This is a genomic window from Streptomyces sp. NPDC047081, assembly GCF_040643775.1.
GTDB lineage: Bacteria > Actinomycetota > Actinomycetes > Streptomycetales > Streptomycetaceae > Streptomyces.
This window is the reverse complement of the sequence record NZ_JBEYUY010000007.1, coordinates 126,019-140,466: the sequence shown is the minus strand read 5'-3', so window position 1 is coordinate 140,466 and position 14,448 is coordinate 126,019. Positions and strand designations below refer to the sequence as shown.

General features: G+C 70.3%; 12 protein-coding genes. 1 reads left to right on the top strand and 11 read right to left on the bottom strand.

Going from position 1 to position 14,448, the window contains the following annotated elements; all coding sequences use genetic code 11:
• Positions 1 to 126: 126 nt before the first annotated feature.
• Entirely contained in the window at positions 127 to 2,574 is a 2,448-nt protein-coding gene (locus ABZ848_RS15700; protein WP_360831316.1) for an endonuclease/exonuclease/phosphatase family protein, read from the top strand.
• A 78-nt stretch (positions 2,575 to 2,652) separates the two neighbouring features.
• Here ABZ848_RS15700 and ABZ848_RS15695 read toward each other — a convergent pair whose 3' ends face one another.
• The 11 genes from ABZ848_RS15695 to ABZ848_RS15645 form a co-directional block, all read right to left on the bottom strand.
• Positions 2,653 to 2,778, bottom strand: a complete 126-nt coding sequence (locus tag ABZ848_RS15695; RefSeq protein ID WP_360831312.1) for a DUF6126 family protein — start codon at positions 2,776 to 2,778, stop codon at positions 2,653 to 2,655.
• Entirely contained in the window at positions 2,775 to 3,380 is a 606-nt protein-coding gene (locus tag ABZ848_RS15690) for an XRE family transcriptional regulator (protein ID WP_360831309.1), read from the bottom strand. The genes ABZ848_RS15695 and ABZ848_RS15690 overlap by 4 nt, the downstream gene beginning before the upstream one ends.
• 73 nt (positions 3,381 to 3,453) lie before the next feature.
• Positions 3,454 to 4,839, bottom strand: coding sequence for an aspartate aminotransferase family protein (locus ABZ848_RS15685; protein ID WP_360831306.1), 1,386 nt, complete (start codon positions 4,837 to 4,839; stop codon positions 3,454 to 3,456).
• Positions 4,836 to 6,770, bottom strand: a complete 1,935-nt coding sequence (gene dxs, locus ABZ848_RS15680) for a 1-deoxy-D-xylulose-5-phosphate synthase (RefSeq protein WP_360831303.1) — start codon at positions 6,768 to 6,770, stop codon at positions 4,836 to 4,838. Before dxs ends, ABZ848_RS15685 begins: the two co-directional genes overlap by 4 nt.
• 28 nt (positions 6,771 to 6,798) lie before the next feature.
• Positions 6,799 to 7,956: a flavodoxin-dependent (E)-4-hydroxy-3-methylbut-2-enyl-diphosphate synthase gene (gene ispG / locus ABZ848_RS15675; RefSeq protein ID WP_360831300.1), complete on the bottom strand. Its 1,158-nt coding sequence runs from the start codon at positions 7,954 to 7,956 to the stop codon at positions 6,799 to 6,801.
• Between the two features lie 4 nt (positions 7,957 to 7,960).
• Positions 7,961 to 8,983 (bottom strand): adenosyl-hopene transferase HpnH, encoded by a 1,023-nt coding sequence (gene hpnH, locus ABZ848_RS15670; protein ID WP_194081685.1) that lies wholly within the window; start codon positions 8,981 to 8,983, stop codon positions 7,961 to 7,963.
• Between the two features lie 5 nt (positions 8,984 to 8,988).
• Positions 8,989 to 9,630, bottom strand: a complete 642-nt coding sequence (locus ABZ848_RS15665) for a 1-hydroxy-2-methyl-2-butenyl 4-diphosphate reductase (RefSeq protein WP_360831296.1) — start codon at positions 9,628 to 9,630, stop codon at positions 8,989 to 8,991.
• Positions 9,630 to 11,636, bottom strand: coding sequence for a squalene--hopene cyclase (gene shc, locus ABZ848_RS15660; RefSeq protein WP_360831293.1), 2,007 nt, complete (start codon positions 11,634 to 11,636; stop codon positions 9,630 to 9,632). The genes ABZ848_RS15665 and shc overlap by 1 nt, the downstream gene beginning before the upstream one ends.
• A gap of 119 nt (positions 11,637 to 11,755) precedes the next feature.
• A complete protein-coding gene (locus ABZ848_RS15655; RefSeq protein ID WP_360831290.1) occupies positions 11,756 to 12,886 on the bottom strand; it encodes a polyprenyl synthetase family protein in 1,131 nt (376 codons plus the stop codon).
• Positions 12,886 to 14,313: a hydroxysqualene dehydroxylase HpnE gene (hpnE, locus tag ABZ848_RS15650; RefSeq protein WP_360831288.1), complete on the bottom strand. Its 1,428-nt coding sequence runs from the start codon at positions 14,311 to 14,313 to the stop codon at positions 12,886 to 12,888. Before hpnE ends, ABZ848_RS15655 begins: the two co-directional genes overlap by 1 nt.
• On the bottom strand, positions 14,310 to 14,447 hold the full coding sequence (locus ABZ848_RS15645; protein WP_360831285.1) for a DUF6380 family protein: 138 nt from the start codon (positions 14,445 to 14,447) through the stop codon (positions 14,310 to 14,312). The genes hpnE and ABZ848_RS15645 overlap by 4 nt, the downstream gene beginning before the upstream one ends.
• Position 14,448 lies beyond the last annotated feature (1 nt).

The window sequence follows — 14,448 nt, the reverse complement described above, 5'->3', positions numbered from 1 at the left end:
ATTTAACCGCACGCCCCTTGTCACGCCATTTTCTACGCGCGTAACCTCAGCCGATCGCATGGATCCCACCGGTCGTCAGCACCTCATGTGCCGTTTCTCCGGCGGACGTTGAAGGAGTCAACCCTCGTGCAGATTCACAGACCCAGCGCATCGCGCGTGGCAAGCGCCGCGTTCATAGCCGCCACCGCCACCGCGGCCGTCATCGTGGCACCGCTGCCCGCCGCGTTCGCCACCCCGTCGGCGAACGCCGTCATCTCGGAGGCGTACGGCGGCGGAGGCAACTCCGGGGCGACGCTCACGAACGACTTCGTGGAGCTCGCCAACCGCTCGACGGCGGCCTTCCCGTTGGACGGCTACAGCCTGCAGTACCTGCCGGCCGCCGCCTCCGCGAGCTCGCTGTGGCAGGTCACCCCCCTCACCGGGTCGCTCCCGGCCGGCGGTGACTACCTGATCTCCGAGGCCGCCGGCGCCGGCGGCACGACCGCGCTGCCGACCGCGGACGCCAGTGGCAGCATCGCGATGGCCGCGGGCAGCGGCACCGTGGCCCTGGTCAAGAGCACCACGGCCCTGACCTGCAAGACCGTCGCCGACTGCACCGGCGACGCCAATGTCGTGGACCTCCTCGGCTACGGCACCGCCGTCGTCCGCGAGGCCACCGCCGCGCCGACGGCGAGCAACACCACCTCCGTGTCCCGGGCCGCCTCGCTCGCCGACACAGACGACAACTCGGCGGACTTCACGGCCGGGACGCCCACCCCGACCAACAGCGCGGGCGACACCGCGAGCGGCGGCAGCGGCGGCGGTACGGGCGGCCCGACGGCTCCCGGCCCCTTCCGGATCCACGACATCCAGGGCACCACCCGTATCTCCCCCCTCAAGGGCCAGAGCGTCGTGGGCGTCCCGGGCATCGTCACCGCCGTCCGCACCACCGGCAGCAAGGGCTACTGGATCCAGGACCCGAACCCGGACTCCGACCCCGCCACCAGCGAGGGCCTGTTCGTCTACACCGGCTCCGCCACCCCCACCGTCTCCGTCGGCGACTCGGTGCTGGTCAGCGGCAAGGTCTCGGAGTACTACCCGTCCTCCACCGCCCAGTCGGTCACCGAACTCGGCAGCCCGGTCTCCACCACACTGTCCAGCGGCAACGCGCTCCCGGACGCGGTCGCCCTGAACGACTCCACCATCCCGGACGCGTACACCCCGACGAACAACGGCGGCAGCATCGAGGGCCTGACCCTCCAGCCGACCGAGTACTCGCAGGACTTCTACGAGTCCATCGAGGGCATGCGCGCCTCGGTCACCGACGCCCGCGTGACCGGCCCGACCAACAGCTACGGCGAGATGTTCGTCACCGCCAAGCCCGGCGAGAACCCCACCAAGCGCGGCGGCACCATCTACGGCGGCTACGACCAGCAGAACACCGGCCGTATCGAGATCGTCTCGGCCGACGGCACCACGCCGGTCCTCAACGTCGGTGACGAGCTGTCCGGCACCACCACGGGCCCGGTCGACTACTCCGACTTCGGCGGCTACCTGCTCGCGCCGACCGCCGCCACCACCGGCACGGCCGTCGACAACGGCCTCAAGCAGGAGGTGACGCGCCGGCAGAAGGGCGACGAGCTGGCGCTGGCCACGTACAACGTCGAGAACCTCGACCCGACCGACAGCGACGACAAGTTCGCCCGGCTCGCCAAGGGCATCGTCACCAACCTGTCGAAGCCCGACATCGTCACCCTGGAGGAGATCCAGGACGACAACGGCGCCACCGACGACGGCACGGTCTCCTCCGAGGCGACGCTGACGAAGTTCACCGACGCCATCGTGGCGGCCGGCGGCCCGAGGTACTCGTGGCGGTACATCAACCCGGTCAACGACGAGGACGGCGGCGAGCCCGGCGGCAACATCCGCCAGGTCTTCCTGTTCAACCCCCAGCGCGTCTCCTTCGTGGACCGCGCCTCCACCGGTGACGCCTCCACCACGGCCGTGTCGGTGGTCAAGGACCGCAAGGGCGCGGCCCACCTGTCCGCCTCCCCGGGCCGCATCGACCCCACCAGCACCGCCTGGAGCAGCAGCCGCAAGCCGCTGGTCGGCGAGTTCCGGTTCCAGGGCAAGACGGTCTTCGTGATCGCCAACCACTTCAACTCCAAGGGCGGCGACCAGCCCATGCACGGCCGCTACCAGGAGCCGACCCGCTCCTCGGAGACGCAGCGCAAGCTGCAGGCCGAGGAGGAGAACGCCTTCGTCGACAGCCTCCTGGACGCCGACCCCAAGGCCCAGATCGTGGCCCTCGGCGACCTGAACGACTACGAGTTCTCGGACGCGGTCAAGACCCTCACGGACAACGGCGACGTCCTCACGGACCTCATCACCACCCTCCCGGCCGCCGAGCGCTACAGCTACGTCTACGACGGCAACAGCCAGACCCTGGACCACATCCTGACCAGCCCCTCCATCACCCACTACGACTACGACGTCGTCCACATCAACTCCGAGTTCGCCGACCAGGCGAGCGACCACGACCCCCAGGTCGTCCGGATCGACGTCAAGGACTGCGGCTTCAAGGCCCACAAGTAGTACGCAAGCAGTACGCAGGTAGTACGCGGCAGGGGCCCCGGTACTCGTCGAGTACCGGGGCCCCTGCCGTCGTACCGGCTACTTGGCGCCCACCGCGAACAGCAGGTAGATGAAGGCCGCGAAGAGGTGTCCGACGGCGATGTAGACGATCAGGCGCACCCAGAGGGCGCGGGGGAACTTCTCCTCCATGTTCCGTTCGCTCATGGCGTGTCTCCGGTGATCGGGCCCAGGCACAGCGTGGCCGTGGGGCTCTGCAGCAGGGTGTGGACGAACAGGAGCTCGACGCCGTCGGGATCCTGGGCGGCGATGCGGTGCGGGGTCAGCGAGTCGAAGTGCGCGCTGTCGCCCGGACCGAGCCGGTGCGTGGTGTCGCCGAGCCGCAGCCGCATCCGTCCGCGCAGCACGTACAGCCACTCCTCGCCGGGGTGCACGCGCACGATGTCGCCCTGGGAGCCGTGCGGCACCTGGACGCGCAGGGCCTGCATCCCGCGGCCGGGCGCCCCGGCCTGGAAGTAGGTCCAGCCGCCCGCCGCCGTCGGCTCCATGTCGGCCGCGCGCACGATCGCGTCCCGGTCGGCGACCGTCTCGCCGAGCAGCTCCGAGACCGTCGTACCGTAGATACGGGCGAGCGCGAGCAGCATCGGCAGCGAGGGCTGGCGCTGCCCGGTCTCCAGCCGGGAGAGATGGGCCGGTGACAGCCCGGCGGCGCCTGCCGCGGCCTCCAGGGTGAGGGAGGCACGGCGGCGCAGGGCGCGCAGCTGGGGCGCGACGGCGGGCAGCTCCGCTTCGGCTTCCGAAGAGCTCATGCCTCCATTCAGCCGGGACTTTGCCTCAGCGGCAAATTTCTTGCCTCAGAGGCAAAAGCCCGGATCGCAGGCCCTACCGGTTGGCGACCGCCTGCTTCACCAGCGTCTTGCTGAAGTCCCACATCAGCCCGCCACCGCTGTGCGCGTCGTCCATCACGGCCGTGAACGCGTCCACGAACCGGTCCACGTCCTGCTCGCCGACGATCAGCGGCGGAATCAGCTTGATCACCTCCAGGTGGTCCCCGGAGACCTGGGTGAGGATCCGGTGCCGCTGCAGCAGCGGTACGACGACCATCTGCGCGAACAGGCCCTTGCGCGCGGCCTGCAGCATGGTCCAACGGCTGCGCAGCTTCAGCGACTTGGGCCTGCCGAACTCGATGCCGATCATCAGGCCGCGCCCGCGGACGTCGGCGAGCAGCTCGTACTTGTCGATCAGCGCGGCGAGCCGGGACTTCAACTGCTCCCCGGTAGCACGGGCGCCCGCGACGATCTGCTCGTTCTCCATGACGGACAGCACGGCGAGGCCCGCCGCCATGGCCTGGGCGTTGGATCCGAAGCTCGCCGAGTGGACCAGCACCCGGTCCATGGACGAGTAGACCTTCTTGAAGATCCAGTCCTTGCCCAGCGTGGCCCCGACCGGGACATAGCCGCCCGACAGCGCCTTCGCCACGCACACCAGGTCCGGCTCGACGCCGTCCTCGTGCTGGTAGGCGTAGAAGTCGCCGGTCCGGCCGAGGCCCGTCTGCACCTCGTCGGCGATGAGCAGCGCCTTGTGCCTGCGCAGGAGTTCCTGGGCCGCGCGCAGATAGCCGGGAGGTGCCTCGTGCACGCCCTTGCCCTGGATCGGCTCGACGATCAGGGCGGCGACGTCGCCCTTCTTCAACTCCCTTGCCAGGGCGTCGAGATCGCCGAGCGGTACGGCCGTGTCGGGCAGCAGCGGGGCGAAGCCGTCGCGGAAGCCGTCCTCGCCGTTGACCGACAGGGAGCCGGTGGTCAGGCCGTGGAAGGCGTGGTCGCAGTAGAGGATCCGGGGCTTGCCGGTGGCGTACCGGGCGAACTTCAGCGCGGTCTCCACGGCCTCCGTGCCGCTGTTGCCGAAGAACACGCGGTCCAGGTGCGGGCTGTACGTCAGCAGCTTCTCGGCCAGCAGTCCGGGCAGCGGCTGGCAGTCGAAGCGGGTGAGGTCGGCGAGCTGGGCGTCGAGGACGTCGTGCAGCGCCTTGCGGACGACCGGGTGATGGCGGCCCAGGCCCATCACCCCGAACCCGGCGAGCATGTCCAGGTAGTCGTTGCCGTCCGCGTCCCAGAAGTGGGCGCCCTCGGCGCGCTCGTAGACCTTGTCGAAGCCGATGGTGTGGAGCATGCGCGGGAGTTGGTGGTTCAGGTACTTCCCGTGCAGCTCGTAGCGCTCGGCTCCGCGCTCGGCCAAGAGTGCGCCGAGGTCGAACTCCTTGGTCATTCAGCCTTCTCCTTGACTGTGCCGTCCAGCTGTTCCTTGACGGCCAGGGTGTCCTCGGCCTCCTTGACCGCGAGGCTCGCGCTGATCCGCCCGGCGACCTCGACGGGCGTGAGCCCGATGTCGGCCAGCACCTCGCCGCGCTTGGCGTGCGCGAGGAACTGCTCCGGGATGCCGAACCGCCGTACGGGTACGTCGACTTCGGCGTCCCCGAGCGCCAGCGCCACCGCGGCGCCCACGCCGGCCGCGCGGCTGTTGTCCTCGACGACGGCCACCAGCCGGTGTTCGGCGGCGAGGCCCGGGAGCGCCGGGTCGACGGGCTTGACCCAGCGGGGGTCGACGACCGTGCAGGAGATCCCGCGGGCCTCCAGCAGTTCGGCGGCCTGCAGGCAGACGGGCGCCATCACGCCGACGGCGACGAGCAGCACCTCGGGCGTGTCCGGGCCGCGGTGCAGGACGTCGAGGCCGCCGACCCGGTCGATCGCCGGGATCTCGGGCCCGACCGACTCCTTCGGGAAGCGGACCAGCGTCGGCGCGTCGTCGACGGCGACGGCCTCGCGCAGTTGCGCCCGCAGCTGGTCGGCGTCGCGCGGGGCGGCGATCCTGAGCCCCGGTACGACCTGGAGGATGGACATGTCCCACATGCCGTTGTGGGAGGGCCCGTCGACGCCCGTGACGCCGGCCCGGTCCAGGACGAAGGTCACACCGCAGCGGTGCAGGGCCACGTCCATGAGGAGCTGGTCGAAGGCACGGTTGAGGAAGGTGGCGTAGACGGCGACGACCGGGTGCAGCCCGCCGGTCGCGAGGCCGGCCGCGCTCACCGCCGCGTGCTGCTCGGCGATGCCCACGTCCCACACCCGGTCCGGGAACCGCGCCGCGAACTTGCCGAGCCCCACCGGGTGCAGCATGGCCGCCGTGATCGCCACGACGTCCTCCCGCTCCTCCCCGATCGCGGTGATCTCGTCGCCGAACACCGAGGTCCAGGAAGGCCCGTTGGAGGGCGCGAGGGGCTCGCAGGTGAGCGGGTCCATCACGCCGACGGTGTGGAAGTGGTCCTCCTCGTGGGCGAGGGCGGGCTCGTAGCCGCGGCCCTTCTCCGTGAGGCAGTGGACCAGCACCGGGCCGTGGAAACGTTTCGCGCGGCGCAGCGCGGACTCGACGGCCCCGACGTCGTGCCCGTCGATCGGACCGACGTACTTCAGGCCCAGGTCCTCGAACATGCCCTGCGGGGCGAACGCGTCCTTGAAGCCCTTCTTCGCGCCGTGCAGCGACTCGTAGATGGTGTTGCCGACGACCGGCGTGCGCAGCAGCACGTCCTTGCCCCAGGCGAGCACCTTCTCGTACGAGTCCGTGGTGCGCAGGGTGGCCAGGTGGTTGGCGAGACCGCCGATGGTCGGCGCGTACGAGCGCTCGTTGTCGTTGACGACGATGATCAGCGGACGGTCCTTGGCGGCGGCGATGTTGTTCAGCGCCTCCCAGGCCATGCCGCCGGTCAGCGCGCCGTCGCCGATGACCGCGACCACGTGCCCCTTCTCGCCCTGCACCTGGCGGGCCTTGGCGAGCCCGTCGGCCCAGCCGAGCGCCGTGGAGGCGTGGCTGTTCTCGACGATGTCGTGCTCGGACTCCTCGCGCGACGGGTAGCCGGAGAGGCCGCCCTTGCCGCGCAGCTTCGAGAAGTCCTGACGGCCTGTCAGCAGTTTGTGCACATAGCTCTGATGGCCGGTGTCCCAGACGATGCGGTCGACGGGCGACTCGAAGACCCGATGGAGGGCGATGGAGAGTTCCACCACCCCCAGGTTGGGCCCGAGGTGTCCGCCGGTCCTGGCCACCGCGTGCACCAGGAACTCCCTGATCTCTTCGGACAGTTCACCGAGTTCCGCCTCGGACAGCGCCTTAAGGTCGCGTGGTCCCCGGATGTTCTCCAGAATGGTCACGCTCGGGCCCCCTTCGGTCCGTGCTGTTTCAGCTCACGGTGACGGCCGGCTCCCCCGACGCGACGCCGTCCTGCTCCATCTGTTCGGCGATCTTCATCGCCTCCTCGATGAGGGTCTCCACGATCTTCGACTCGGGCACGGTCTTGATGACCTCGCCCTTGACGAAGATCTGCCCCTTGCCGTTGCCGGAGGCGACCCCCAGGTCCGCCTCCCGCGCCTCGCCGGGACCGTTGACCACACAACCCATCACGGCTACCCGCAACGGGACTTCCATGCCGTCCAGGCCCGCCGTGACCTCGTCGGCCAGCTTGTAGACGTCGACCTGGGCGCGCCCGCAGGACGGGCACGACACGATCTCCAGGCGTCGCTGCCTGAGGTTCAGCGACTCCAGGATCTGGATGCCGACCTTGACCTCCTCGGCGGGAGGCGCGGACAGTGAGACCCGGATCGTGTCGCCGATGCCCTGCGAGAGCAGCGCCCCGAAGGCCACCGCCGACTTGATCGTGCCCTGGAACGCCGGGCCCGCCTCGGTCACGCCGAGGTGCAGCGGGTAGTCGCACTGGGCGGCGAGCTGCTTGTACGCCTCGATCATCACGACCGGGTCGTTGTGCTTCACCGAGATCTTGATGTCCCGGAAGTCGTGCTCCTCGAAGAGCGAGGCCTCCCACAGCGCGCTCTCGACGAGCGCCTCCGGGGTCGCCTTGCCGTACTTCTGCAGCAGGCGCTTGTCGAGCGACCCGGCGTTGACCCCGATCCGGATCGGCGTGCTGTGGTCCTTGGCGGCCCGCGCGATCTCCCTCACCTGGTCGTCGAACTTCTTGATGTTGCCGGGGTTCACCCGCACCGCGGCACACCCGGCCTCGATCGCCGCGAACACGTACTTCGGCTGGAAGTGGATGTCGGCGATGACCGGGATCTGGGACTTGCGGGCGATGGTGGCCAGCGCGTCCGCGTCGTCCTGCGTCGGGCAGGCCACGCGCACGATCTGGCAGCCGGACGCGGTGAGCTCGGCGATCTGCTGGAGCGTGGCGCCGATGTCCGACGTACGGGTCGTCGTCATCGACTGCACCGACACCGGTGCCCCGCCCCCGACCGCCACCGGCCCGACCTGGATCCGCCGCGACACGCGCCGCTCGGCGACGGGCCGGGCCGGTACCTCGGGGAGGCCCAGAGGAATGGCGGTCACGACGTCACTCCCGGTTTCCGGAGACCGTCTCGCGCATCGCGCGCAGGGACTCCTTGAGCGAACCCATGGTGGCGAGGACGGCGGTGGGCTCGTAGCCGCAGTGCGCCATGCAGTTGGCGCAGCGCGGGTCCTTGCCGCGGCCGTACTTGTCCCAGTCGGTCTCCTCGATGAGTTCGCGGTACGTCGGCACGTACCCGTCGCTCATCAGGTAGCAGGGGCGCTGCCAGCCGAAGAGCGAGTAGTTCGGGATCGCCCAGGCCGTGCACGGGAAGTCGACCTTGCCCTCCAGGAAGTCCAGGAAGAGCGGCGAGTGGTTGAGCCGCCACTTGCGGCGGTTGCCGCCCGCGAAGGCCTTCTTGAACAGCTCGCGGGTCTGCTCGACGCCGAGGAAGTGCTCCTGGTCGGGGGCCTTCTCGTAGGCGTAGGCGGGCGAGATCATCATCTCGTCGACCTTGAGGTCGTCGTTGAGGAAGTTGAGCACCTCGATGATGGTCTGCGGGGTGTCGGTGTTGAAGAAGGTCGAGTTGGTGGTGACCCGGAAGCCGCGCCGCTTGGCCTCCTTGATCGCCTCCACGGCCTCGTCGAACACGCCCTCCTTCGCCACGGACTCGTCGTGCCGCTCGCGCAGCCCGTCGATGTGCACCGCGAAGGCGAAGTACGGGGAGGGCTTGAACTTGTCCATCTTCTTGCGCAGCAGCATGGCGTTGGTGCAGAGGAAGACGTACTTCTTCTTCGCCACCAACTGCCGCACGATCTCGTCGATCTGAGGGTGCATCAGGGGCTCACCGCCCGCGATGGACACCATCGGAGCACCGGACTCGAGCACCGCCCCGACGGCCTGCGCGACCGGCATGCGCTGCTTGAGCACGCCCGCCGGATGCTGGATCTTGCCGCAGCCCTCGCACTTCAGGTTGCATGCGAAGAGGGGTTCCAGCTCCACGATCAGCGGGAACTTGTCCCGCTTGCGGAGCTTCTGTTCGGCCAAGTATGTAGCGACCTTGATGGACTGACGCAGCGGCATGGCCATCTGGCTCACCTCCTGGGGAGCAGCAAATTACGGTGCCATTCGAAGAAAGCTGGAAGTACGGAACGAAGGACGCGGAAAGCCGATATTCCACCGCGCACTGTGCCGATCCGGACGAGTTCATGTTCAGGAGCGTCCACGACCACCCGTACGGCCGCAACGGGGCGCTCACCGGCGCGAACGGCGCTCAGGAGCGTCGCCGCGGATTCCATGTCGACCGCGATTGCGCCGGTCGCGAGCAGATCCGACCGTTCCTGACCGCGGACGACGTGATCGGAGCCGGTGAGCGGTCCGGTGTGCACGGTGCGCCCGGGCACGGCCCGTACCAGCTCCTTGACGAGTAGGTCGGTTCCCACGCACGGAACGGTTCCGTCCGGGTCCCGGGTCTCCTCGGCGACCACGAGGTCGCCGGGGTGCATACCGGGGGCGAGGCCCGCGCAGAAGCCGGTGGCCAGCACGGCGGCCTCGCGAAGCGCCGGGTCGGCGAGGACCCGGGTGACCGAGCGCTCGGCCGCCCGGGGCCCCATGCCGGTGCGGAGCACGGTGACGGGCCCGCCGGCACCGCCGCGGTCGCCGGTGCGCAGGGCGAGGTGCTCGATGCCGAGCGCGCAGGCGATCAGCAGGGGGGCCGGGGCGGGCTGAGTGCTCATCAGCCCTCCTTGACCTCGGCGAGAGGCTTCACGGAGAAGGGCTCGCCGTTGACGTACCGGCCCAGGGCGGTGAGCGGGAACACCTGCCGGTAGAGGTGGTAGTTGATCGAGAAGTCCCAGGGGAAGCCGGTCCCCGTGAAGTACGGTTCGTCCCAGGAACCGTCCTCGCGCTGGGTGGCCGCGAGCCACTCGACACCGCGCTCGACGGCCTTGGAGTCCCGCTCCCCCGCCGCGAGCAGCGCCATCAGCGCCCACGCGGTCTGTGAGGCGGTGGAGGCGCCCTTGCCGCTCCACTTCTTGGCGTCCTTGTACGAGCGCAGGTCCTCGCCCCAGCCTCCGTCGTCGTTCTGGACGGACTCCAGCCAGGCCACGGCCCGCCGGATCGCCGGGTGCGCGCCGGGGAATCCGGCCGCGACCAGGGCGGGTACGACGGACCCGGTGCCGTAGATGTAGTTGACGCCCCAGCGCCCGAACCACGAGCCGTCCGGCTCCTGTTCGGCGAGCAGCCACTCGATGCCGCGCCGGGTGCGCGGGTCGTGCGAGAGGCCCTCGACCGCGAGCATCTCGACCACGTGCGCGGTGACGTCGGCGGACGGCGGGTCGATGACCTCGCCGAAGTCGCAGAACGGCAGCCGGTTGGGGAACGGGCTGGTGTTGTCGACGTCGAAGGCGCCCCAGGCCCCGTTCTTCGACTGCATCCCGAGGTTCCAGCGCACCCCGCGCCCGATCGCCCTGTCCACCCGCTCCGGGTCGTGGTGCTTGACCCGGCGCAGGGCCAGGACCACCTCGGCGGTGTCGTCGATGTCGGGGTAGTTGTCGTTGTGGAACTCGAACGCCCAGCCACCGGGCGGCAGTTGGGGTCGCTTCACGGCCCAGTCGCCGGGCCGGACGATCTCCTCGCCGAGCATCCAGTCGGCGGCCTTGACGAGCTGCGGGTGGTCGGCGGGCACGCCCGCGTCGACCAGCGCGATGGTCGCGAGGCACGTGTCCCACACGGGCGACTGGCAGGCCTCGATCATCCGGGCGCCGTCCTCGCGCCACACGGCGAAACGGTCCAACGAGGCCAACCCCTCGCGCATCACGGGGTGTTCGAGGTCGTAGCCCAGCAGGTACAGCGCGATCACCGAGTACACGGCCGGCGGCTGGATGCCGCCCCAGCAACCGTCGTTCTCCTGTCGCTCGATGATCCAGCGGGCCGCGGAGTTCATCGCCGACCTGCGCAGTCTGCGCGGTACGACCTTGCGCAGCTGGTGCAGCGCCTTGTCGAGGCGCTGGAAGGCGCCGTCCCAACTGGCCGCCGGAGCAAGGGGCTTGGGCGGGTTGGGGTTGTCCGGGTCGGTGTGCAGCTCGTCGAGCGGGAAGGGCGCGGGCCGCACCGGCCGCTTCGCGGAGACGATCGTCAGCGGGACGATGGTCTGCCGGGCCCAGCACCCGAAGTCGTAGATGTTGAGCGGGACCCACTTGGGGAAGTAGATGAGCTCCGGCGGGAGTTCGGGCAGGTCCTCCCACTTCCACCAGCCGAACAGCGCGAGCCAGATCCGGGTGAACACCCGGGAGGCGGCGATCCCGCCCCGCGCGCGGATCCACGCCGAGGCCTTCGCCATGTGAGGGGCGTCCGGCTCGTCGCCGGCCAGCCGCAGCGCGACGTACGCCTCGATGGTGGTGGAGAGTTCGCCGGGGCCGCCGTAGAAGCTGGCCCAGGTGCCGTCCTCGCGCTGCTCGCCGCGGATGAACAGCGCCGCGGCGTGCGCGGTGGTCTCGTCGAGGATGCCCAGGAACTGGCGCAGCAGCAGGTCCTCGGCGTCCATCGTCACATTGGTCTCGAGGTCGCCCTTCCACCAGCCCTCGGCGTCCTGCCGGGAGAGCAGGAAGTCGGTGGAACGTTGTACCGCGCGTACGGCGACGTCGTGCACCCCCGTCGCCACGGGGCTCGTGCTGTCGGTTTCGCTGGCCGAGGCTGCCCGGGGCGGCAGGGCCCCGGTGCTTCCGTCGGTCGTCGCTGTCATGGCTTCCCCTTCGTGCAGTCGTGCGAGTCGTGCTGCTGTGGGTCCGCCGTCGGCCGGTGCCCTGGTGGTGCCTTCGGCACCGGCCGGCGACTACGCGAGGGTTATTCGACCGATAGTGATCATCTCTTTCGTACGACGACGAAGTCGGCGAGCGCCGCGAACTGGGCCCGTACCCGGTCGGGCATGTCGATGGCGTCGAGGGCCTCGATGGCGATGGTGTGCTGACGGCGGGCCTCTTCGGCGGTCCACTCGCGGCCGCCCGCCTCCTCGATGAGGGCGGCGCGGGCGGCGAACTCCTCCTCGGAGAAGTTCTCGAAGTCGCTGCTCTTGGCGTCGGCCGCGAGGATCTCGCCGAGCCGGTCGGAGGCGGGTCCGCCCGCCGCGAGCGCGGCCACGACCGGCAGGGACTTCTTGCGCTGGCGCAGGTCGCTCCAGGTCTGCTTGCCGGTGGACACCGGGTCGCCCCAGATGCCGAGGAGGTCGTCGACGGCCTGGAAGGCGAGGCCGAGGTGGTAGCCGTACTTCTCCAGCGTGTCTGCGGTGCGGTCGTCCGCGCCGCCGAGGACCGCGCCGATGGAGGAGGCGCAGGCGAGCAGGGCGCCGGTCTTGTTGCCCTCCATCTCCAGGCACTCCTCGACGCTGACGCGGTCGCGGTGCTCGTAGGAGATGTCCTGCGCCTGGCCGTCGATCAGGGCGCGGGTGGCGCTGGTCAGCCGGCGGGTGGCGCGGCCGGCCTCGACCGAGCCGAGTTCCAGGAGCACCTCGTTGGCCAGGGCGAACAGGGCGTCGCCGACCAGGATCGCCTGGGCGGGGCCGTGCACCTTCCAGACCGTGTCGCGGTGCCGGCGCTGCTCGTCGCCATCCATCAGGTCGTCGTGCAGGAGCGAGAAGTTGTGGACCAGTTCGACGGCGACGGCGCCGGGGATGCCGACCTCGGGTGCGGCGCCGGTGACCTCGGCGGACAGGACCGCGAGGGCGGGGCGCACGGCCTTGCCGCCGTCGCCGGCCGCGGGGTTGCCGTCGGCGTCGATCCAGCCGAAGTGGTAGGCGGAAACGGTGTCCATGGGAGGGGCCAGGCGGTCCACGGCCGCCTTCAGTACCGGTGTGGCAAGGGTCCGGCCGCGCTCCAGGAGCGCGGTCACGTCCACCGCGTCGGCAGCCGTCTCGGCCGGGGGCACAGTGGGCACAGTCTCTCCTCTTGTTGCGGTACCGGGGGTGCGGGGGCCGCCTGCCGCCTGCTGGTCGAGCATCAGGCCGCCTCCTCGAACTCGAAGAGGTGGCTCGGGCGGGGCCGGCCCAGGGCGGCGAGCGCGGCGTCCGCCGCACTCACCCCACTGCGGACCGCACTCTCCATGGTCGCGGGCCACCCGGTGGCGGTCCACGCTCCGGCCAGGTAGAGGCCGGGGGCTTTCGTACGGGCGCCGGGCCGCAGCCGTCCGACGCCCGGGGTCGGAGCGAACGTCGCCGTGCGCTCCCTGGTCACGAAGAAGTCCTTCACCTCCGCGCCGCGCGTGCCCGGAAGCAACCGCTCCAACTCGGGCAGATAGCGCTCGCGCAGCGCGGCGACCGGTTCGTCGATCTCGTCGTGCGCCGCCGACTGGGACAGGGCGAGGTACTGGCCCTCGCGCAGCCCGGATGCGTCGGTGCGGTCGAAGACCCACTGGACGGGGGTGCCGAGGGCCGCGAAGAACGGCTTGTCGAGCACCTTGCGGTCGTAGACGACATGGACGTTGAGGATCGGCGCGGTGCCGATCCGAAGAAGATTTTCGGGGGCGTCGAGCGCACCGTCCGGCAGCAGGTCATGCGCCTCGCGCTGGGGTACGGCGAGCACCACGGCGTCCGCGGTGAGGGTCTCGCCGGGAACCTGAACGGTCCAACGCCCGTTCTCGTCAGTAGAGATGGAGGTGACGCGTGTACGGACCTCGGTACGCACGCCCGCGGAGTCGAGCGCCTTGCGGGCGAGCCGGTCATGCAGTTCGCCCAGCGGGACGCGCGCCCATCCGATGTCGGCCGCGCCCGGGTCGGACAGCAGACCGGTCTTGAACACCATCGCGGCGAGCCCCAGCGAGGAGTCGCCCGCGACCGCGTTGAGGGTGGCGACCCCGACCAGGTCCCACAGGGCCTCGACGGCACGTGCCGACTGACCGCGCGCGGTCAGCCAGCTGCCGAAGTCCTGCGTGTCCAGGTTCGGATCGGCGAGGTCGAGCCCCTTGAGCGCGAGCGCGGCACGCCCCACCCTGGCCCGCTCGGCGAGCGAGAGGTGCGGATACGTGGCGAGGCTGCGCCCCAGGTGCAGCGGTACCGGCAGCGCGTCGCGCCGCAGCCGTCCAAGGCGCCGCCCCTCGGGCTTGTCGACGTCGAGAACGGGCACGTCGAGACGATCCTGCAGCGGCGCCAGCGCCGTTCCCTCGATGCGGTCGAGGAACCAGCGGTAGGCGGTGCAGCAGCGCAGGTAGACGTGCTGTCCGTTGTCGACGGTCAGTTCGCCGCGCTGGAAGGAGAAGGCGAGACCACCCAGTCTCGGCCTGCCCTCGATCAGGGTGACGCGGACGCCCGCGTCGGCCAGTGCGAGCGCCGCGGTGATGCCGGCGAGCCCGCCGCCGATCACGACGGCGTCCCGCCCGCCCCGTCCCGGGACGTCGGCGGCCGGCCCCTCGGACTGTGTGCCCTCGCTCATCGTGCGCCCTCCCCTGCGCGACCGCCGTGGTTGAACCGTGCACGGCAGGCCGTTGCAGTCAGGGACGCGGTCCCCACCCGGAGGGTTGCGTGCCGTTTTTCTCCGGTGGAATCACCTTGGACCCTTTTGTCCATT